We start from the raw sequence: 21827 nt of genomic DNA, 5'->3' as shown, positions 1-21827 counted from the left end.
ATCAGAAAGATGGTATTCTGCGCAATGGTTTTACCATTTTCTTACGAACGAACGGAAGCATAAAGAAAGATCAGTGTTGTATGCTTTTTCGTAAATCAAGATTATGGAAATAGAAGACCCGGGCCGCATGTGTACTTCGGTATTGATTACCCGCAGCCAATTGCTGATAAACGTTCATATAACCGACTTGCAGATTATCATGTTTGTTTACATGATAATGAAACCCGGCGAAGAACCTGTTTTGATCGTACATATTATAAACGATCTGTTTTCCAAAATTTACAAACACTTCATTGCTTAACACAAATGAAAACGTATGTGGCTGAAACCGTTTCTTACTCAGTGGAAACTGCGACAGAATATTATATCGAAGCCTGAAGTTGAAATTATAACCGTCTGCCAGCTCATCGTTATTCTTAATTTTCCTTCGGTAACGTTCTTCTAGCCTGAACCACTGCATCAGCTTCAGCTTAGGATATTTGGTGTGCCATTGAATTTGTTGCCAGGGGCGATGCTCAGGTTGTGAAATATTTTTATGATTCTCCGCAGGAAAATGGTTGATAAAAGCATACCCAGCTGTAAGCTTTGAATCGTCTGTGAGATAATAGGTTAAACCTAAACGAACAATTCCTTGTGAAAGATTATTAAAGTAGTTGTCTTTTGTACGCAAGTGAACATCAGCCCAAAAACCCCATTTATCGGTTAAACGTGTTTGATTAAAATATCCAGTCCATATCTGCCTTACATCAGTTGTAGTTTTCAATTGTGCTATTATCGATTGCATGCTTAACAGCATCAGCAGGGTTGAAAAATATTTACGTTTCATTTGCATTTTGTTTCATTTGACGCTGCAGTCGGATTCCTCGCCTGCCATCGGGCAGGGAACCAACGTAAAAAGTTTTGCAGACTTTTACCTAACCACTCGGCCATACAGCTTTGAAAAAATGCATCCCGAAGAATCGGGATGCGCGGCTTTCTTTACGATTGCTTGCTATAGGGAAAACTAAATTCAAAAATTTGTTCTCATACTTTATTAAAGTGAGTAGCGCAACGTTACTCCATAAGTAGCCTGATCTCCAAGAACAGCTCCATATTGACCTGCATTACCACCTGCCGGCAAAAGTTGTTCATAGTAGTTTTTATTGAAAATATTTCTACCCCATACAAAAGCAGAAAAGCCTGTGTTAACGCAACGGAAGCCTACTCGTCCATTCACAAGTGCATAACCATCAATGTTCAGGTAAGCTGATGGAGATGGACTCGACGAAAAAGAAGAGCGATAAAAACTTTCCAATGCAATAAAGAATTTTGCAGGTTTATTCAAGAAAGTAGATGCTTTTGTAAACTCACCGCCCAATGATCCTGACCATTTTGAAATACCGGGAAGTACGCCACCTGAAATATCTTTGAATGCTTTCTGCACGCCATTTTCAGTCAACCCTGTTTCTTCAAGTGGAAGCGGTGCATTTGCAAACTTCACATACTTCGCATCGGTATAAGCCAACGCTCCATAGAATAAGAAGTGGCTATTTACTTTATAGTTTGCATCAAGCTCTACTCCTTTTACATTCACTTCTTCTGCATTGGCAATGTAACCACGGTTAACACCTAACTCTGCCGATTGAACATTCGTTTGATAGTTCTGAATATTCGTATTGTGGAATACGGCATTCAAAATAAAGTTGTCTGTTGGATTTGTTTTAACACCAACTTCAAAATGTCTTACATCTTCCGGTTTTATTACTGCCAGATCAGTTGCTGCCTGACCGTTTACAGTTGGCAAACCTGCAACGTTAACACCAACTGGCTTAAAGCTGGTTGAATAAGTTGCAAATGTATTGATATGTTTATTTGCTCTGTAAGAAAGTGTAAGCTGGTAAGTAAGATTATTTTCATTCGCATTGGCCACATAAGCCTGGCTGGTGTATACTCCGTTTTTAAATCCTTGCAAAGTAGTTTTATCTCCTTTAGAACCATTGTAAGTAGCTGTATCCAAACCACCATATGCTATACGGTTGTAAACAACATCTTTTTCATCGTAATTGTAGCGTAACCCCGGCAAAATGTGAAATCCTTCAAATACTTCCCAATCAATATTTGTGAATACGGCAGCGCTCTTCGATTTGATAGAAGCTTTTGTATTAATTCCAAAACCTTCGAACAGACCCGGTGTTTTCCAAAGATTACTGGTTGAGCTTTGTGAAAAACGCCACTGAGCAGAACCTGATTCCTCTGTACCATTGATCTTAACTTCCTGGTCAATATAAAACAAACCAATAACACCACTCAAGCGTGAAGACAACTGACCTGCATAACGAACTTCTTGTGACCAGTTTTGATGCTTAGCCGGATTTTGAGACTTAGCCAATGCTTGCAAACCTGTAAAGTCTCTATCATTAGATGGATCCCAATTCCAATAACGCCAAGCTGTAGTTGCTGTAAGCGTACCTGATCCTATCTTTTGTTCAATATTCAATGAAGCTCCACCTAAATCGTTACCGGAATTCCACGGAACATCATGATCTATTTTACGATCGAATGCATTCTGGCTGGGCAATGAATAATTAAGATCAGCAATGATTGCATTGAATTGGCGGTACGCTGCACGTTTTGTTTGCACCACACCGGCTACTACTTGTGCATAACCATCAGGACGTTGACGGGACAGATCACCGGCAAGTGTTATAGAGGTATTAACTGAAGGTTTGAATAATAACTGGCCACGTAAGCCGAGGTTATTGATATCATTCGTGTACTTTCCTGTTTTGACATTTTCAATTAAACCATTACGTTGTGTACCAGAGAAAGAAAGACGTCCGGCTATCTTCTTCGTTAATGCACCTGTTATTGAACTTTTGGCTTGTATATATCCATAGTTGCCATAACTCACTTCGAAATTTGCACCGGGATTAAAACTTGGTTTACGGGTAGTGATGTTGAATGCACCTGAAGTCGTGTTCTTACCAAACAGTGTTCCTTGTGGACCACGCAATACTTCAATTTGCTCGATGTCGATAAAATCAAGTGTTGCTGCGGCAGGGCGTGCAAAATATACACCATCAACATAAAAACCTACACCCGGATCAAGACCATCGTTGGTAAGTCCGAATGGTGATCCCAGTCCACGGATATTAATACCGGTGTTACGTGGATTGGAGGTATAAAGTTGCACACTTGGTATAAGCTCTTTCAAACGGTTTACGTTAAACGCACCTGCATTTTCAATTTGTGCACCTCCTACTACTGAAATAGCAATAGGAACATTCTGTGCTGTTTCAATACGGCGACGTGAAGTAATCACAACTTCCGACAATTGATTGTTGTCAATTAAAACAATATTTAATTCAGCTTCCTTTAACTCAGTGATCTCTACTTCGCTTGGGTAATACCCAGCTGAAGAAATAAGTAACGTAAAAGGCAATTCCCTTGGCGCAGGAATATTAAAATGTCCTTTACCATCAGCAACAGCATTAATTGCAGTTCCTTTTACCTTGATACTGGCTGCCTCAACGGGCTGCCCCTTACCATCTTTAATAATTCCTTTTAACACACTCTGTCCAAACGAAACCTGCGTAAGTGCTGTTAGCAATAAAACAAAAAGAAAACACCTTCTCATTATAATTAGTTTTTAGAAATAAATAGATAGACCGCTATTAAGAGCGAAAAGAATGACAGTTATATGGAGGAGCAAATGATCAACAGTTGCACATACAACATCGTGTAGCCGATGCGAATCGCATGATCATGTGAATGTTGAGATGATTGACATTTTTCATTACCCTACAAAAATAGTAGAGTATTTATTTCCTACCAAATTTATAGACTTTTATTTTTAGCTTGCACGAAAAAGGGTTACATAAACGGCATGATGCTTTGTTTATGTAACCCTTATTGAAAAAGAAATACTTCTTAGAAAACTTTTATAAGAATACGTAGACTCCAGATAATAACAAGAATACCTAATAAAATGTAGGCCGTTTTTCTTGGCATTTTGCCTACCAGTTTAGCTGCAATTGGAGCTGCAATAAAACCACCGATCATTAATGCTGCAATAATTTGCCAATGACTTACACCTAATAGTGTAAAAAATGTAAAGGCACTTGCCAGTGTAACAAAGAACTCAGTTAAACTTACTGAACCAATAACATATTTCGGACTTCTTCCTTTATTAATAAGTGTTGTAGTAACTAATGGTCCCCAACCACCACCGCCAAAAGAATCAAGAAAACCACCGGCACCCGCCAATGCACTATAGTGCTTGAATTTTTTCTGACGACGTTGTTCACGAAAAGCATTGATCAAAAATTTCACACCAAGAAACATCGTATAAGTTGCGAGTATCGCCCTTAACCATGTAGCATTTGCATTACCGAGCCATGTAAGTAAGACTGCGCCTAAGATGGCGCCGATTACACCGGGTATTACTAACGCTTTGAACAGTTTCTTATTTACATTTCCGAATTTATAATGACTGTAGCCGGATGCTGCGCTCGAAAAAACTTCAGCTGTATGCACTGCTCCACTGATAGCAGCAGGGCTCACACCTACCGATAATAAAACGGTAGCACTCGTAACACCGTAACCCATTCCTAAAGCACCATCAACTAACTGGGCAAGGAAACCAGCTAATACCAGCCAATGAAAATTTTCATCAAGTGTTTTGTACCAGGCAACAGTATCAGTGGCAATTTGGCCGAATGGAATGTAGGAGAAAATAAAATGTCCAACCAGCATTAATGCAAAAGCGATCAATGAGTATGTGGCAATTTTTTTCCATTGGCGTTCTGTACCTATTCGATCTTTTTCAACCAATACCTTTGTGATTGAATTAAGCTTCTTTACCTTGTATTCGAAATTACCATTCAACTTGTTTCTTACATGGTGGAGATTTTCGATCACTTCATCCAGTTCACCGGGCAATGCATCATTTAATACTTCTTTGATTCGTTTTGCAACAGTTGGCGATTTGCCATTTGTTGAAATAGCTACTTTCAGATTTCCTTTCTGTACAATACTTCCCAAATAAAAATCGCAAAGATCAGGCGTATCGGCTACGTTCACCAACATGCCTTTTTCCTTTGCCAATATTCTTACTTCTTCATGCAGCTTGCGATTATCAGTGGCAAGAATAACGATGTCTTTCTGTTCAAGATCAGACGCTTCAAATTCCCGTTGAACAATAACTGATGCAGGATGCTTAAATACTAACTTTCTTACTTCATCTTTTACAATTGGAGCAACGATCGTAATACTTGCTTCCGGTGAATTTGCCAGCAACGAATGCAGCTTCTCTAAGCCCACATTCCCTGCTCCAACCAGCAGGATGCGTAATTCCTCCAGCTTCAGGAAAACAGGATAGAGCCTGTTTTTTTTATCTGCATCAGTTCTTGTTTCCATCTGCCGTAATTGTTTTTTGAAATAAGAGTGCCAAAATATGTTGTGATCCCGTTGGTCGCTGTTGCCAGATATAAACGGCCTGCAATTGTACATGTTTTTTTAAATCATGCCCAAGGGAAATCAATGTTCTGTTTTGATTAAATAAAAATTGTTTCTGCTGCAACTGGCGCATATACTCATCTGCCACCTGAACTGTCCATTTTTCCGAAAACCGCTTTGTAACAGCAACACGATAACGCAACCGCAATGCATTGTAGGCATCCCTGTTACTCACCTCTTCAAAAAAACGCTCTTCAGTCCTGAACCGGTTCTGCAAACTGAAACCATTTTTCCATTCATGCTGGTGATTTACTTCCTGCCATGCCCGGTATTCATTTCCAAATTCATGGTCGTCTTTGTTATATGATATCCTGGTTGAAAAAAATGCAGCACCAGAAGCTGCGTTCCATTTCGTTGAAAATATTTTACGGATACCTGTACGATAAAGATATTGATGAGGAACAAGATTTACACCATTTGTCCTGTAGCCTGCATCATTATGCCATTGCCAATTATTTTGAAACGCTACAGTAACATTTGCACCAATCCACAACTCAGCAGACGGGGTTTGAGTGTAAGCTCGTGCTGAAAGCGCAACTAATCCTATCGTAAGCAATTTGTTCAAGCGATTAATTCAATATCCATTTACGCTGTGAAAAATCGCCAAACGTTTCGCCACTGTTGCGTTCTTTGGAATATACTTCAAACAACTCATCGAGTGTTGCAAGAATTTCTTCTTCGTTTAAGCTGTCTTTATATTTTGTATTCAAGCGCTCCCCTTCCCTGTCGCCACCAATATGCAAATTGTATTGACCATACGCTGTACCCACAAACCCTATCTCTGCTGCAGGTGAACGACCACATCCATTGGGACAACCGGTCATACGCAGAATAATTTCATCATCCTGTAAACCATGTTTTGAGAGTATAGGTTCGATCTTGTCGATCAACGTTGGTAAATAACGTTGTGCTTCTGCCAATGCTAATGGACACGTATTGAACGCCACACATGCTATTGCATTTTTACGAAGTGCACCGGCATTTGCAGTATGTTCATCCAGTTTAAATTCTTTCAATATTTTTTCAATGGCAGGTTTATCTGCCTCCAGCACATCAGCAATGATCACATTCTGGTTGCCGGTAAAACGGAAATTTGCTTTTCCGGTTTTTGCAATTTCCAGTAACGCTGTTTTCATTGCCACCTGTTCATCATCTAACACACGGCCATTTTCTACAAACAGTGTGAAATACCATTTGCCTTGATGATTCTTTTTCCAACCATAATGATCTTTACGTGAAGTGAAAGTATACGGTTTGATCTCACCGAGTTTAAAACCACAACGCTTTTCCAGTTCTTCTTTTAATCCCTCAACAGTTAAACGATCGATGGTATATTTCAAACGTGCCAGTTTACGGTCACTTCTGTTTCCATAATCACGTTGAATCGTGATCACTTCATAAACTGCCTTCAATGTTTGCTCTACGGTAACAAAACCCAACACCGTTGCCAAACGTGCATAAGTATTCGGGTTCCCGTGTGTTGAACTTAAACCACCACCTGCAGCAATATTGAAACCAATGAGTTTATTATTTTCAATTACTGCAATCAATCCTACATCATTCGTTAACACATCCACATCGTTGTTTGGAGGAATGGCAATACCGATCTTAAATTTACGTGGCAAATAACGATCCTGGTATAATGGATCGTCTTCTGTTTTCTCCACCAGCTTTTCTTCATCAAGCCATATTTCGTAATACGACCTTGTTTTTGGCAAAGCCATCACACTGATCTTATCTGCAAAAGCAAATACTTGCTCATGAATTTCCGATTCGTTTGGATGTGCACTGCAGGTAACATTACGATTCACATCACCACAAGCTGCAATTGAATCCAGCTTAGCTAAATTGAAATCGGAGATCGTTGGTTTGATGTGTGATTTTAAAATACCATGTAATTGCACGGTTTGTCTTGTGGTGATCTTAATAGTGCCGGTTGAATGTTCACCAGCCACTTCGTGCAAAGCAACCCATTGCTTAGGTGACAAGAAACCACCAGGCAAACGCAAACGGATCATATATGAGAACAGCCATTCTAATTTCTTTGCTGTACGCTCTTCTCTCCTGTCACGGTCATCTTGCTGGTACATGCCATGAAACTTGATCAACGATTGATCATCTTCATACAATGCACCTGTGAGTTGGTTTGTTAAACTTTCTTTCAACGTTCCTCTCAAACCCTCACTTGCAGTTTTGATACGCTCAACAGGTGATAATGCCACCTTCTCTTTATTTTTTACTTGCTCCGCCATTTCAGTATATAACTTAGTTCGATTGTTTATCAATACACATCCTTTTCGTATCTACCTTCTTTCTTCAATTGCTCAAGGTATTGATGTGCTTCTTCAGTTGTTTTCTTTCCATGCTCTTCAATGATCTGCAATAATATATGCTCCACATCCTTACTCATTGGATCCTTTGTTCCGCTGATGTAAACAGAAGCACCGCCATCGATCCATTGAAAAAACTCACCGGCCTTTTCTTTGATGCGATGTTGCACATATATTTTTTCCTGTTGATCTCTCGAGAAAGCAAGATCAATATTCGTTAACACACCTGTCTCTACGTAATTCTGCATTTCTGTTTGATACAAAAAGTCAGTTGTGAAATGTTGTTCACCAAAGAAGAACCAGTTACGACCATTTGCACCTGTTGCATCTCTTTCTGCAAGAAATGAACGGAAAGGTGCAACACCAGTACCGGGACCAATCATGATCACATCTTTATCAGCAGCAGGTAATTTGAAATTTTTATCCTTGTGCACATAGAATGTAATTGGCGAACCAACCGGCAAATCACCAAGGAACTCGCTGCACAAACCCCAACGTTGTTCATCCTGCGATAAAAATGCATTCTTTGCAACGGTAATATGAATTTCATTTTCGCCATGCGCTGCAGGTGAAGATGATACGGAGTACAAACGAGGTGCAATCGGCATCAATATTTTTATCACATCTTCAAACTGATCGGCATCTTTTACGGGATAGATACGCAAGAGATCAACAAGATCCATTCTTGTATCAGGAATTTCCTGCTGTGTAAGTGTTGCGTATTTTTTTATAGTTGAAGTTAACAGATAACAGATGTTCAGATTATGTAACAACAGCTCTTTGACTGTTCCTTCTGCTTTTGCAGTTACAATTATTTTATCTGCTGCAATACCTGTGAGTGATAAAATACGATCTACTACATCGGCTCTGTTGTTGGGAACAATACCAATGGTATCGCCTGGTTCATAAGCGATCGGTTCATCTGTTCCTATTTCAATATGATAAGTTGCTTTCTTCGATCCACGATCGTTCAAATTGATATTGGTCAGAATCGTACCGTGGTAATGTTTTTTACCAGTTGCTTTTTTCGCAGCAGGTGCAGGTTCTGCAATAGCGGGAGCAACTGCAGTTTGATTTTCCACTACCTGCAATACTTTATTAAACCATGCCTGTGCGTCTTCTTCATAATCCACATCACATTTTTGCAATGGCACCACTTGCTTTGCACCAAACTTCAAGAATTGAGCATCTACATCTTCACCTGTTTTGCAAAACATCGGGTAAGAAGTATCGCCTAATGCCAACACACTGAATTTTAAATTGGGAAGCGACAATTCATTTTCATGAATATAATCGTAAAACTTCTTTGCAGGAATTGGAGGCTCACCTTCGCCCTGTGTGCTGATTACCACAAAAAAGAATTCTTCTTTTGCAAGATCTGCAACACGGTATTGGCTCAGATCAGTAAGCTTTACAACCACGCCATGTTTCTTACCGGCAGCAGCTAATTGTGTTGCGAGTTTTTTTGAATTGCCTGTTTCGGTACCAAAAGCAAGTGTGATCTTTTTTGTTGACACGGCTTTATGATCCTGGCCATTCGCATCAGAAGTACCATTCAGTTTGCCATTGCTTACAAGCCCGGACAAATAGCCATTCACCCAAATCAATTCTTCTTTGGAATAGCCTTCGAAAAACTCGTGTAATTTTTTTAATCGTAAATCACCAATCATAAAATGCATTATTTAACAGTCACTAATTCATGAAAAACAGAACCTGCTTTACTGGCTTCGTACCAGCTGAATTGCTCATGCAGTTTCACCACATCACCAATGATGACCAATGAAGGTGAGCTGAACTTTTTTGTTGCAAAATCGGTGGCGCAATCGCTAACTGTTGTTATATGGACCTGTTGAAATTTTGTTGTAGCCTGCTCAATAACTGCAAGCGGAGTGTTTGGTTTTTTTGAATGACGCAACAGCAACTCCGTTAAACCATCGAGGTTACGTGCAGCCATGTAAAATACCAATGTGTCGGTTGACGTTGCCCATGCCTTCCATTGATCACGGCTGTAAAAACTGCATGGATTAAATGTGATGAACTGAACAGCCTTGGCATAACCCCTTGCTGTTAACGGAATGCCTGCATAAGCCGATGCACCTGATGCAGCAGTAATACCGGGAATAATTTCAAACGGAATATTTTCTTCCTGCAAACTTTGTAATTCATCAAGCACATTGCTGAAGAAAGCAACATCGCCACCTTTTAAACGTAAAACTGTTTTACCATTCTTTGCATGACCAACCAGGAGCTTATTGATATCTTCCTGTGCAACTGACCCATCATGATAACCTTGTTTGCCTGTCATCAATACCAACGCATCAGGACGTGCATACAAATCAGTGATCTCCGGGTTTACCAGTCGATCAACTATAATTACATCTGCTTCTGCCAAACGCTGTTGCAGTTTTACCGTAATGAGGTCGGCATCACCGGGACCAGCTCCTGCAAGAATTACTTTGCCGCTTGTTGTATGAGGTTGGTTTGACATGTTTCGTCTCTTTATTATTCTACTCTGTAAGTAGGGTTTAAGATCATAAAAAAACCTTTCGGCTTTTTTATTTGATTAAAACAGCAGCTACTGTGCTGTTACTTGTTTCATCGATCAATACTGCACTTCCATTTTCGTTTAAGCGATCGTATGAATCGAACACCAATGGTGATGCAGTTTTGATCACAGCTTTCACCACTTCATTCAATTTCACATTTCCTTCAACGGGTTGTTGCTGTAAACTGTTTACATCCAATTTATATTCTACCTGTTTAACAACAGAACGCACCAAACGGCTGCCATGCTGCAGGTAATATTTGTTTCCTGGGATCAATGGCTTATCATCCATCCAGCAAAGGATCACATCAAGCTCATTGCTTACCTGCGGCTGGTTATCTGATTTTACAATTGAATCGCCACGGCTGATATCAATATCATCGGCCAGTTGAATCGTTACACTTTGCGGAGCAAATACTTCATTAACAGATTTACCTCCAACTTCCAATGTGCTGATGGTTGTTTCAATACCAGCAGGCAACACCGTTACTTTATCACCCACTTTATAGATACCACTTGTCACCTGTCCGGCATAGCCACGGTAATCATGCAGATCTTCTGTTTGCGGACGAATCACCAACTGTACCTGGAAACGTGGATCAGTTAAGTTAATGTCGTTGTCAATTTCAACAGCTTCAAGGAACTCAAGCAACGGCTTGCCTTCGTACCAAGTAATTGTTTCAGATTTATCAACGATGTTATCGCCATTCAATGCACTAATCGGAATATAAGTCACATCCTTCAAGCCTAATTGATTCGCTACATCAGCATAATCAATTACAATGTTGTTGTACACATCCTGTGAGTATTCAACCAGATCCATTTTGTTGATTGCTACTACCACATGCTTGATCTTAAGTAAAGAAGCAATGATCGAATGACGACGTGTTTGTTCCACCACACCTTGTCTTGCATCAACCAGAATAATAATGAGATTGGCATTACTTGCACCTGTGATCATATTTCTTGTGTACTGCACATGACCGGGAGCATCAGCAATAATGAACTTACGTTTTGGTGTAGTGAAATAACGATACGCTACATCAATGGTAATCCCTTGTTCTCTTTCTGCACGAAGGCCATCAGTCAACAACGCAAGATCGACAGAACCATCAGTTCGGTTCTTGGTTGATTTTTCCAACGCTTCCAATTGATCGATGAGGATGTTCTTGCTATCATATAGCAGACGACCGATCAATGTGCTTTTGCCATCATCTACACTACCTGCGGTTATAAATCTTAGTAAGTCCATGTTATCTTAAAAAATTAAAATCAAAAAATTGTGAATGGTCAATGGTGAATTGTGAATAGATACTTGCCATTTACTACTCACCGCTCGCTTCTTTAGAAATACCCATTCTTTTTCCTGTCTTCCATTGCAGCTTCTGTTACTTTATCATCGATACGTGTTTCACCACGTTCGCTGATGCGTGTTGCAATGATCTCTTCAATGACTTCATCTAAGTTTGAAGCATTTGATTCAACAGCTGCTGTACAAGTCATATCACCAACAGTACGGTAACGTACACGCTTGGTGATAATCTTATCATCAGCTGATGGTTGCACATGCTCACTCATTGCTACCAACTGTCCTTCATGTTCAATCACTTCACGATCGTGTGCGAAATAAATAGAAGGCAGATCAATTTTTTCACTGCGGATATAATTCCAGATATCTAATTCTGTCCAGTTGCTGATCGGGAACACACGAACGTTTTCACCTTTGTGAATACGGCCATTGTAAATATTCCACAATTCTGGACGTTGCAATTTGGGGTTCCATTGTCCAAACTCATCACGCACAGAAAAGATGCGTTCTTTTGCACGGGCCTTTTCTTCATCTCTGCGGGCACCACCAATACATGCATCAAATGCAAATTCTTCAATGGTATCGAGCAATGTATATGTCTGTAACCAGTTACGGCTTGGGAACTTCCCTTTTGGCTCAGTTAAGCTGCGTTGCTTGATGGTATCTTCTACCTTACGCACAACGAGTGTAGCACCCACTTGATTCGCTAACCAATCACGAAATTCCAATGCTTCAGGGAAATTATGTCCTGTATCAACATGTACTAATGGAAAAGGAATTTTGCCGGGTGCAAATGCCTTCTTTGCCAAATGAACCATCACGATAGAATCCTTTCCACCACTGAATAAAAGGGCCGGTTTTTCAAACTGCGCCGCAACCTCACGGAAGATCTGGATACTTTCCGCTTCCAACTGCTCTAAATAATTTAAATGATATTGACTCATGATCTGCTTATTATCCTACTTACTGAGTAGGGTTGTATGACTGCAAATATAAGGCTCAAAGTGCCTAACACTTGTTTTTAAAGAGGTTTAATTACGCAAACATTTGCGCAAATCAGGATTTTGTAGCTTGTTCTACATCTGTGTGTACATGTAACCCACATTCCTTGTTGCTTTTATCCTCCCACCACCAGCGGCCGGCACGGAAATCTTCGCCCGGGCGGATAGCTCTTGTACAGGGAGCACAACCAATGCTTACAAAGCCTTTATCGTGTAAGGAATTGTAGGGAACATGATTTTCACGAATGAACTGATTCAGTTCATCCCATGTCCAATGCAGAATGGGGTGAAACTTGATAATCTGGTTACCTTCATCCCACTCGAGTTGAGAGGTAGACTGACGATCAGAACTTTGTTCAGCCCTTAAACCGGTGATCCAAACTTGTTTGCCTTTTAATGCACGTTTCAATGGCTCGACTTTACGAATGCCGCAACATTCTTTCCGGTTATCAGTTGATTCGTAGAAAGAATTTGGACCTTTCTCAGTTACAAAAGACTGCAACTTTTCCGCATTGGGATAATAAGCGTGAATGGGTTGATTGTATGCTTCCAGTGTTGAACGCCAGGTGCTGTATGTTTCGGTGAACATACGGCCTGTGTCTAACGTAAACACATCAATCGGCAATTTTTCAGAAAAGATCAAATGGCTGATGGCCTGATCTTCCAAGCCAAAGCTGGTTGAAAAAACGATATTGCCGTTAAACCGTTCGCTTAACAACTGGAGAGCCGCTGCAGGACTTTTACCCTGAAGCAGACCTTCCAGCTCAGTTATTTGTTGTTGTAAACTCATGATCAATTAAAATTTAAACCTGCTAATTCAAGACTCTTTTTTTTAAGCTTGCGAACCTCTACATCTTCAATGATGGGTTCGGGGGAAAGAATGAGTGACGTTCCGTTTTCTCTCCACCAGGTATTTTCTTTCAGCTCAGTTGCATGCAACACACCCACTAAATACTTACGATCACTTTCTGCATGCCACTCTTCGATCCACTCAAACTTATCTTTTGGAATATAATTCCAATCGTCAAAGCTCAGATATACTTTCAGGTAGTAATCGTTGGTGAGTTCATTTGGTTGATGATAATACAGTTTCTTGTATTCATATTTATAATCGTAACGCAAAGCAGAAATATCACTCAACACTGCAGACGCAGTTGGGAATGAACCGGCACCCTTACCATAAAAGAATTGCTTATCAGAAAAAGAACTTTCAACAACAGCTCCGTTGTATTCGTTCTTTACAAAACTCAAATGATCATCATGCTTTACAAACTGTGGCAGCAAAAACGCAGCTACTTTACCGTTCTGCAATTTCTTAGCCTGACCTACCAAACGAATCTCTAAATTTTTCTCACGGCCAACAGTAGCATCTGACCCCTGGATATTTTGAATACCGGTGAACAATACATCGTTTGGATGCGAAACAATTCCGTATGCATGTAATAACAGGATCACCCATTTGTTTACTGCATCCCAGCCATCCACATCCAATGTAGGATCAGCCTCTGCAAAACCTAATTGCTGTGCCTGTAACAATGCCTGTTTGAAATCGAGTTTCTCTTCAAACATTTTTGTGAGGATATAGTTGGTGCTGCCGTTTACAATACCACGTATGCCGTGCAGTAAATCATTATCATAATATTCTTCGAGGTTACGAATCACAGGAATTGAAGCACAAGCTGATGCTTCATACAGGAATGAAATACCTGTTTCAGTTTGCAAACGAAGGAGTTCAGGCAAATGCTCAGCGATCATTTTCTTGCTGGCGCTCACAACTTCTTTTCCACTCTTTAATGCAGTTGATACGATGTAAAAAGCCGGTTCGCTTTCATTGATCACTTCTACGATCACATTAATTTCAGGATCGTTCAACAATACATCTCTGTCTGTTGTAAATAATTCTTCGGGAGCATTGCGTTTTTTATTCGGATTCTTGATACATACTTTTTTAATGCGTGCATTCAATGATGGTGTTTGTTGTAATACTTTGTACAACCCTTCTCCTACTACTCCAAATCCAAACAGTCCTATGACCAATTGTTTATCTGATGACATATTAACTTGTTAATTGTTTTTTTAAATCTGTTTTCTGTGTTTGCTGCAAAAAATGGTTGATGGCTTTGCTGATCTGATCGTACTCTAACAAGAATCCATCATGACCATAAAACGATTCAATACTTTTAAAGCTTGCTCCGCTGATGATATTTGCCAGAAATTGCTGCTCACTAACAGGGAACAACACATCATTGCTGATACCGATCACCAATGTTTTGGCGGTAATTTCTTTTAACGCTCCTTCAATAGAAACCCGGCTACGGCCCACATTGTGTGAGTCCATTCCTTTGCTGAGAAAATAATAACTGAACGCATTGTAGCGTTTCACTAATTTATCTCCCTGGTAACGTTGATATGATTCACTCTTGAATGATTCCAGCACATCATTACTTTCTTCGATCTGGCTGATGCCATACGCATCATAATGACGATAAGATAGCAATGCAATACTTCTTGCAGCTTTCAATCCTTCAGTGCCAGCATCCTCCGCTTTATTCTTCCATGTTGAATCAGCTTCTATTGCCAAACGTTGCGATGCATTAAATGCAATACCCCAAGCTGAGTGATATGCGTTTGTTGCAATGGGAATAATATGTTCAAACAACTGTGGTTCTTCAATAGCCCACTCTAATAATTGTTGCCCGCCCATGCTACCACCAATACCGATGTATATTTTTTCAATACCTAAAAACTTGCGTAACGGATCATATGCACGGATCATGTCCCTTGTGGTAAACCACGGAAAATCGTGATAGTATGGCTCGTCTGTTAACGGATTAATATCCAAAGGACCAATGCTGCCATATGCACTGCCGGGCATGTTCACACATACAATAAAATATTTAGCAGGATCAAATAACTTTCCTTCGCCCACCAAACCACTCCACCATTCTGATGGATCGCTGTTGGCTGTTAATGCATGAAAAATCCAAACGGCATTATCTTTTGTTTCATTCAATTCACCAAGCGTTGTGTATGCTAAATGATATTGATTGAGCAAAGCTCCCGACTCAAGTCTGAATGGTTTATTGTATGTAAAAATTTGTGTCGACATTTTTAACCTTACCCCTCGTTCCCCTCTCCTGAAGGAGAAGGGAGGCCGAGCGGTATCTATTTTTTATCTTTTGTAATTAAGCATTTCAACTTTCTATTCAATCATCAGGAGGTCTTATCCTACCAATTCTTTTTCAAATACTTTTTGAAAAGCCTGTTCCAGGTCTGCTTTAATATCATCGATATGTTCAATACCTACACTTAAGCGAACAAGATTTGGTGCAACACCACTTGCAATTTGTTCTGCTTCACTCAACTGTTCGTGTGTTGTACTTGCAGGATGAATCGCCAATGTTTTTGCATCTCCCACATTCGCCAAATGACTGATCAGCTTCAACGAATTGATAAACTTCGCTGCATTTTCCTTTCCACCTTTTATTGCAACCTGCAATACACCACCATATCCGTTGGTGAGATATTTTTTCGCCAGCTCATGATATGGATTGCTTTTTAAACCGGGATACAATACATACTCAACAGACGGATGTTGTTCCAACCACTCTGCTAATTTCTGCGCATTATCAACATGGCGTTGTACTCTAAGCGACAATGTTTCCAAACCTTGTAATAATAAAAATGAATTGAACGGACTTTGTGCGGAACCAAAATCACGCAAGCCTTCAACTCTTGCACGAATGATGAATGCAATGTTTGGTAAACCAAGCGGATTGCCTTCACCAAATATGTCCCAGAATTTTAATCCATGATAACCTTCACTTGGCTCAGTAAACTGTGGGAACTTACCGTTGCCCCAATTGTAATTACCACCGTCAACAATTACACCGCCGATAGTTGTACCGTGTCCACCGATCCATTTAGTTGCACTTTCAACCACAATGTTTGCACCATGTTCAATTGGGCGGAACAAATAACCACCAGCACCAAATGTGTTATCAACAATCAATGGCAGATCATATTCTTTTGCCAAGTCTACAAACTTTTTAAAATCAGGAATATTTAAACGTGGATTACCAATTGTTTCGAGGTAGATCGCCTTTGTATTTTTGTCGATGTGCTTTACAAAACTTTCTGCATCATCACCATCAGCAAAACGTGCTTCAATACCTAAACGTTTGAAAGCAACTTTAAACTGATTGTAAGTGCCACCATATAAATAAGTAGTGGTCACAAAATTATCGCCAGCCTGTAAAATATTATTGAGTGCAAGAAATTGTGATGCCTGGCCGCTACCTACAGCCAATGCTGCAACACCACCTTCTAAAGCTGCGATGCGTTGTTCAAACACATCGGTAGTTGGGTTCATAATACGTGTATAGATATTGCCGAATGCTCTTAAGCCAAACAGGTCAGCAGCGTGTTCGCTGTTGTCAAATCCATAAGACGTAGTTTGATAAATAGGCACTGCACGTGCTTTTGTTGTTGGATCAATTTGTTGACCGGCATGCAATTGCAATGTTTCAAAACGAAGAGTGTTGCTCATAATTAAGATTTAATGATTGAAGAATGAAGTAAAAAAGAAGAAGTGTGTGTGTTACCTCCCTGACAGGCAGGGTCGGAAATGATATGTATGCCTTACGGCATACAACAAATACAACAACACTGCATGGCTGCAGTTAAAGAATGGTTTGTATTGTTGTTGCTGTTGTACATGAAGTTTCTAAACCCAACAAAAGTAGTCGGCTTTATTGATTTATACAAATTCTCATTTGCAAAAGTTTTGTCAATGCTTTTAATAACAATTGTTTGTTTCATCTGCTTTTGTTTTTCTACATTCTCTTTTACCTATCTAAGAAACAGTTTAACGGAAGCAGTTGTAAGAACAAACATGTTCAAAACAAAAAAGCTCATCCGATAATATCAGATGAGCTTTTGCTATGTAATTGAACATTGTTAAGCTTGAAATCTGACTTATCTACCCTTTTCAGGATGGAATTGGCACCTTTCTTTCAGTTGCAAAACAATTGAGAGAGGTTGCCAAGGCTTCATTGGGCCATTACCCTCTGCCTTTCTTGATAAGCGGACCAGTATTTTCATACCGGTGTTAAAAGAACTGCAGCAAAGTTAGCGGCAAAAACTGCAAAATGCAAAATATCTTTCACTAACAGTTGTTACAGTGCCGGTTGCATTTCCCTTGTAAGGATCAATGCTGCAATTACTGATGGGATGAGTGCACGCAGGTGTGCTTTTTTCTCCATTTCATTTTCGTAACGAAGTGGAATAGATGCCGATACCTTTTTTAATGGAACAGCTTCATTTTCCAGCATTACTTCAATGCCATCTTGTTCATTGATAATAAACCTGAACTGATCGTGCTCTTCAGTAACCGCAGAACCTTTTTTCATTTGATCATCGTCATATTGGATGCGGCCCAACGTGTAACCATACTCATTTCGCACAAATTGAAACAAACGGTTAAACATACGTTTGCCAATGAAAATGCTGCGTTTGATCATTCCGCTTTCAAGTCGGAAGCTCTCGGTTGCGGGGTTTAATTTTAAGGTGAAGCGATGTTCTCTCTGACCGTCGTGAAGTATCATCGGAACGGCGTTGTAAACGGCTATACCCATAGTGTAAGTTTTTTGCTTGTATGATTGGCAGGTCGTAATTGAACATTAAGTTAGCATGAAGCCGGCCAAATCAAAATATGAAAACGACCTAGTTTTCCACATAACAATTATTTAATATTGACCCACTTCAGTTACGTTGAACTATCCAGCTTTAAGTCTCCCTGTCTGATTAAACACCCAATCTTCTGGAAACCAAAGAAGGGCATTTCTAAAACCTAATAATTTTAGTAAAGGATTTCACTGTAAATTCGCTATCCGGTCGTAAAAGGTCGGCAGCAGTAAATTATGAGCGACTCAACTAATGATCAGATAGAAGTATCGGGAGCAAGGGTGCATAACCTGAAAAACATTGATGTAAGTATTCCCAAGAACAAACTGGTGGTGATTACCGGTATTAGCGGCAGTGGAAAATCATCTTTGGCATTCGATACAATTTATGCTGAAGGACAACGCCGCTACATGGAAACATTTGGCGCATATGCCCGGCAGTTTGTGGGCGATATGGAGCGGCCTGATGTTGATAAGATCACCGGCCTATCTCCTGTTATTTCCATTGAACAAAAAACAACCAATAAAAATCCACGCTCAACTGTAGGAACAATTACTGAAGTGTATGATTTCCTTCGCCTGCTCTATGCAAGAGCGAGTGAAGCTTATTCCTATAACACAGGAAAGAAAATGGTGAAGTGGAGTGAAGAAGAAATTGTAGAAAATATTTTCAATCGTTTTGATGGACAAAAAGTTTCATTACTTGCTCCGTTGGTAAGAGGACGTAAAGGACATTATCGTGAATTGTTTGAAGACATTCGTAAGAAAGGCTATGTAAAAGTTAGGGTTGATGGCGAGATACAGGACATTACCCCTAAGATGCAGGTTGACCGTTATAAGATCCATGATATTGAAGTAGTGGTTGATCGTTTGAAAGTGAGTGATGATTTTCGGGTGCGTATCAGCCAGAGCGTGCAACAAACATTGAAAATCGGGAAAGACCTGATGTTTATTGAAACAGAAAAGAGTGGCGTTGTTTCTTATTCAAAACAATTGATGTGTGAAGATACCGGGCTGAGTTATGAAGAACCATCACCCAATGCATTTTCATTTAACTCTCCTTATGGCGCATGCCCAACCTGTAAAGGATTGGGTAATGTGTATACCATAGATATGGAGCTCGTGCTGCCTGATCAAACACTAACTGTAAAGGAAGGTGGCATTGCACCATTAGGTGAAGAACGTGATGCAAGTGTGTTTCAACAAGTAATTGCTTTTGCAAAAAAATATAAAATCAAATTAGATGTGCCGGTTGACAAACTTCCAAAAGAACAACTTGACCTTTTGTTGTTTGGCGATAAGAATATCAGTGCAACATTGGAAGTCGATGCAAGTGATGAAACGGTTCCGCATGAATACACAGGCAGTTACGAAGGCATCATCCCGATGTTAAAACGTTGGTTTGTTTCTACAACCAGTACAGAAGGGTTACGTGAATGGGTAACGCAATTCATGACATTACAAACCTGTGGAAGTTGTAATGGTGCAAGACTGAAAAAAGAAAGTCTTTGGTTTAAGATTGAAGACCGCAATATTTCTGAATTAAGTGATTTGAATCTTGATAATCTTGCTGCATGGTTCGATGGTTTGGAGCTTCGTATCAGTAACAAACAGGCAGCCATCGCCAAAGATGTGTTGAAAGAGATCAGGGAACGATTACAATTTTTATTGAACGTTGGTTTAACTTATCTCACACTCAACCGTTCAAGCAGAACATTGAGTGGAGGCGAAAGTCAGCGTATACGTTTAGCAACACAGATCGGCTCTCAACTGCAGGGCATCACGTATATTTTAGATGAACCAAGTATTGGTTTGCATCAACGTGATAACCATCGTTTGATTGAAGCATTAAAAAATCTTCGTGATGTAGGCAACAGTGTGCTTGTTGTTGAACATGATAAAGATATTATGCTTGCTGCTGATCATTTAATTGATGTTGGTCCGCAAGCTGGTAAACATGGTGGAACAATTGTATCTGCCGGATCACCAAAGGATGTACTTGAATCAAAAAGTGATACCGCCAAATACCTGAACGGCGAAAAATCAATACCCGTGCCGAAAGAGCGTAGAAAAGGAAACGGAAAATCGATTGAGTTGAAAGGTGCAAGCGGTAACAATCTCAATAATGTGAGTGCTAAATTTCCGTTGGGTAAGCTGATTGTTGTTACCGGTGTTAGTGGAAGTGGCAAGAGTACACTCATCAACGAAACACTTTATCCTATCCTTAGCAAATATTGTTACGATTCAAAAGCCAATCCAATGCCCTACAAAAGCATTAAAGGATTGGAACATATTGACAAGGTGATTGAAATTGATCAGTCGCCTATTGGTCGTACACCAAGAAGCAACCCTGCCACTTATTGCGGATTCTTTACAGAGATAAGGACATTATTTGCAGCAATACCTGAAGCAAAGATCAGGGGTTATAATGCAGGTCGTTTTTCATTCAACGTAAAGACAGGAAGGTGCGATGTTTGTGAAGGTGGTGGAATGCGGGTTATTGAAATGAATTTCTTACCAGATGTATATGTACATTGCGAAAAATGTAACGGCAAACGTTATAACCGGGAAACACTGGAGATTCGTTATAAAGGGAAATCAATTGCAGACATATTGGATATGACGGTGGAAGAAGCAGTGGAGTTTTTTCAACCAGTTCCTTACCTCTATCGTAAAATAAAAGTATTGGAAGATGTGGGGCTTGGTTACATCACACTCGGGCAAAGTGCAGTTACATTGAGCGGTGGTGAAGCACAACGTGTAAAACTATCAACAGAGCTTGCGAAAAAAGATACGGGCAAAACATTTTATATTCTTGATGAACCAACTACAGGTTTACATTTCCAGGATATTCAACACTTACTTGATGTCCTTAATAAATTAACCGATAGAGGTAATACAGTATTGGTAATTGAACACAATATGGATGTAATTAAAGTTGCAGATCATATTATTGATCTTGGTCCTGAAGGCGGCGATGGTGGCGGTGAAATTTTATTTGAAGGAACACCGGAAGATTTGCTCAATTGTAAAGCAAGCCACACTGCAAGATTTCTAAAAGTTGAACTGTAAGAACAAAAAAAAGCCCCCCGAACCAATGGGGGGCAACAGGATAGAGTACGGACCAAGAGAAACAAAGCAAAGCATGGTAAAATAAATATCCGTCCAGGGTTCTCTCTTTAGATTTTCACAGGATTGGAAACTTTAGAAAGGGTTTCGGACTAACGTTTATTGCATACTTTGCCAAATCATTAGGATTGTCTTGGTTTAACACTGGGAAAAAAATGAACGAAGCATGGTGAAATAAATATCGATCAGGTTCTCTTTTTTTCTTTTTCTCAAGATTAAAAAAAAATGAGAAAAGGGGTACGGATTAACGTTTATTGCATACTTCGTTCAAAGAGTTTACATATAGATAGTTTGTGTAATTAAAAGTAAAAGCAAAGCATGGTGAAATAAATA

Annotated in this window: 15 protein-coding genes, 1 tRNA gene and 1 riboswitch; of the genes, 1 reads left to right on the top strand and 15 read right to left on the bottom strand. The window is 39.8% G+C overall.

Annotation, left to right across the window (positions count from 1 at the left end; all coding sequences use genetic code 11):
• Positions 1–70 precede the first annotated feature (70 nt).
• The 15 genes from WG954_RS11440 to WG954_RS11370 all read right to left on the bottom strand — a co-directional run bounded on the left by WG954_RS11440 (position 71) and on the right by WG954_RS11370 (position 18317).
• A complete protein-coding gene (locus tag WG954_RS11440; RefSeq protein ID WP_340436563.1) occupies positions 71–826 on the bottom strand; it encodes a DUF2490 domain-containing protein in 756 nt (251 codons plus the stop codon).
• Between the two features lie 19 nt (positions 827–845).
• Positions 846–936: transfer RNA gene (locus WG954_RS11435), tRNA-Cys, on the bottom strand.
• Positions 937–1033: 97 nt separating this feature from the next.
• Complete coding sequence (locus WG954_RS11430; RefSeq protein ID WP_340436560.1) at positions 1034–3616, bottom strand: TonB-dependent receptor; 2583 nt, start codon at positions 3614–3616, stop codon at positions 1034–1036.
• 293 nt (positions 3617–3909) lie between these two features.
• A complete protein-coding gene (locus WG954_RS11425) occupies positions 3910–5397 on the bottom strand; it encodes a TSUP family transporter (RefSeq protein ID WP_340436558.1) in 1488 nt (495 codons plus the stop codon).
• Positions 5381–6061 (bottom strand): DUF2490 domain-containing protein, encoded by a 681-nt coding sequence (locus tag WG954_RS11420; protein WP_340436556.1) that lies wholly within the window; start codon positions 6059–6061, stop codon positions 5381–5383. The genes WG954_RS11425 and WG954_RS11420 overlap by 17 nt, the downstream gene beginning before the upstream one ends.
• 4 nt (positions 6062–6065) lie before the next feature.
• Positions 6066–7748 carry an assimilatory sulfite reductase (NADPH) hemoprotein subunit gene (gene cysI, locus WG954_RS11415; protein WP_340436554.1) on the bottom strand — a complete coding sequence of 561 codons (1683 nt, stop codon included), beginning with the start codon at positions 7746–7748 and terminating at the stop codon, positions 6066–6068.
• A 29-nt stretch (positions 7749–7777) separates the two neighbouring features.
• A complete protein-coding gene (locus WG954_RS11410) occupies positions 7778–9496 on the bottom strand; it encodes a diflavin oxidoreductase (protein ID WP_340436552.1) in 1719 nt (572 codons plus the stop codon).
• An 8-nt stretch (positions 9497–9504) separates the two neighbouring features.
• Positions 9505–10314 carry a uroporphyrinogen-III C-methyltransferase gene (gene cobA, locus WG954_RS11405; protein WP_340436549.1) on the bottom strand — a complete coding sequence of 270 codons (810 nt, stop codon included), beginning with the start codon at positions 10312–10314 and terminating at the stop codon, positions 9505–9507.
• Between the two features lie 67 nt (positions 10315–10381).
• A complete protein-coding gene (locus WG954_RS11400; RefSeq protein ID WP_340436546.1) occupies positions 10382–11623 on the bottom strand; it encodes a sulfate adenylyltransferase subunit 1 in 1242 nt (413 codons plus the stop codon).
• A gap of 92 nt (positions 11624–11715) precedes the next feature.
• Positions 11716–12624, bottom strand: coding sequence for a sulfate adenylyltransferase subunit CysD (gene cysD / locus WG954_RS11395; RefSeq protein WP_340436544.1), 909 nt, complete (start codon positions 12622–12624; stop codon positions 11716–11718).
• Between the two features lie 112 nt (positions 12625–12736).
• Entirely contained in the window at positions 12737–13471 is a 735-nt protein-coding gene (locus tag WG954_RS11390) for a phosphoadenylyl-sulfate reductase (protein WP_340436542.1), read from the bottom strand.
• 2 nt (positions 13472–13473) lie between these two features.
• The gene (locus WG954_RS11385) at positions 13474–14736 is read right to left on the bottom strand and encodes a homoserine dehydrogenase (protein WP_340436539.1); all 1263 of its coding nucleotides are present in this window, start codon (positions 14734–14736) and stop codon (positions 13474–13476) included.
• A gap of 1 nt (position 14737) precedes the next feature.
• On the bottom strand, positions 14738–15790 hold the full coding sequence (locus tag WG954_RS11380; protein WP_340436537.1) for a homoserine O-acetyltransferase family protein: 1053 nt from the start codon (positions 15788–15790) through the stop codon (positions 14738–14740).
• 114 nt (positions 15791–15904) lie between these two features.
• Positions 15905–17230, bottom strand: coding sequence for an O-acetylhomoserine aminocarboxypropyltransferase/cysteine synthase family protein (locus tag WG954_RS11375; protein ID WP_340436535.1), 1326 nt, complete (start codon positions 17228–17230; stop codon positions 15905–15907).
• Between the two features lie 425 nt (positions 17231–17655).
• Positions 17656–17769, bottom strand: a riboswitch (SAM riboswitch).
• 89 nt (positions 17770–17858) lie between these two features.
• The gene (locus WG954_RS11370) at positions 17859–18317 is read right to left on the bottom strand and encodes a hypothetical protein (RefSeq protein WP_340436532.1); all 459 of its coding nucleotides are present in this window, start codon (positions 18315–18317) and stop codon (positions 17859–17861) included.
• Between the two features lie 285 nt (positions 18318–18602).
• On the opposite strand from WG954_RS11370, the gene uvrA reads away from it, so the two are divergent.
• Positions 18603–21437 carry an excinuclease ABC subunit UvrA gene (uvrA, locus tag WG954_RS11365; protein WP_340436530.1) on the top strand — a complete coding sequence of 945 codons (2835 nt, stop codon included), beginning with the start codon at positions 18603–18605 and terminating at the stop codon, positions 21435–21437.
• The last annotated feature ends 390 nt before the right edge of the window (positions 21438–21827 follow it).

The sequence above is a fragment of the Lacibacter sp. H375 genome, assembly GCF_037892425.1.
Taxonomy (GTDB): Bacteria; Bacteroidota; Bacteroidia; order Chitinophagales; family Chitinophagaceae; genus Lacibacter.
The sequence above is the reverse complement of the archived record's forward strand: the minus strand, read 5'-3'. Positions and strand labels throughout refer to the sequence as shown.

Bases quoted from the DNA above. Each gene is read 5' to 3' on its own strand.
- WG954_RS11440 (WP_340436563.1), bottom strand. From the start codon at position 826: ATGAAACGTAAATATTTTTCAACCCTGCTGATGCTGTTAAGCATGCAA.
- WG954_RS11430 (WP_340436560.1), bottom strand. From the start codon at position 3,616: ATGAGAAGGTGTTTTCTTTTTGTTTTATTGCTAACAGCACTTACGCAG.
- WG954_RS11425 (WP_340436558.1), bottom strand. From the start codon at position 5,397: ATGGAAACAAGAACTGATGCAGATAAAAAAAACAGGCTCTATCCTGTT.
- cysI (WP_340436554.1), bottom strand. From the start codon at position 7,748: ATGGCGGAGCAAGTAAAAAATAAAGAGAAGGTGGCATTATCACCTGTT.
- WG954_RS11410 (WP_340436552.1), bottom strand. From the start codon at position 9,496: ATGATTGGTGATTTACGATTAAAAAAATTACACGAGTTTTTCGAAGGC.
- cobA (WP_340436549.1), bottom strand. From the start codon at position 10,314: ATGTCAAACCAACCTCATACAACAAGCGGCAAAGTAATTCTTGCAGGA.
- WG954_RS11400 (WP_340436546.1), bottom strand. From the start codon at position 11,623: ATGGACTTACTAAGATTTATAACCGCAGGTAGTGTAGATGATGGCAAA.
- cysD (WP_340436544.1), bottom strand. From the start codon at position 12,624: ATGAGTCAATATCATTTAAATTATTTAGAGCAGTTGGAAGCGGAAAGT.
- WG954_RS11390 (WP_340436542.1), bottom strand. From the start codon at position 13,471: ATGAGTTTACAACAACAAATAACTGAGCTGGAAGGTCTGCTTCAGGGT.
- WG954_RS11385 (WP_340436539.1), bottom strand. From the start codon at position 14,736: ATGTCATCAGATAAACAATTGGTCATAGGACTGTTTGGATTTGGAGTA.
- WG954_RS11380 (WP_340436537.1), bottom strand. From the start codon at position 15,790: ATGTCGACACAAATTTTTACATACAATAAACCATTCAGACTTGAGTCG.
- WG954_RS11375 (WP_340436535.1), bottom strand. From the start codon at position 17,230: ATGAGCAACACTCTTCGTTTTGAAACATTGCAATTGCATGCCGGTCAA.
- WG954_RS11370 (WP_340436532.1), bottom strand. From the start codon at position 18,317: ATGGGTATAGCCGTTTACAACGCCGTTCCGATGATACTTCACGACGGT.
- uvrA (WP_340436530.1), top strand. From the start codon at position 18,603: ATGAGCGACTCAACTAATGATCAGATAGAAGTATCGGGAGCAAGGGTG.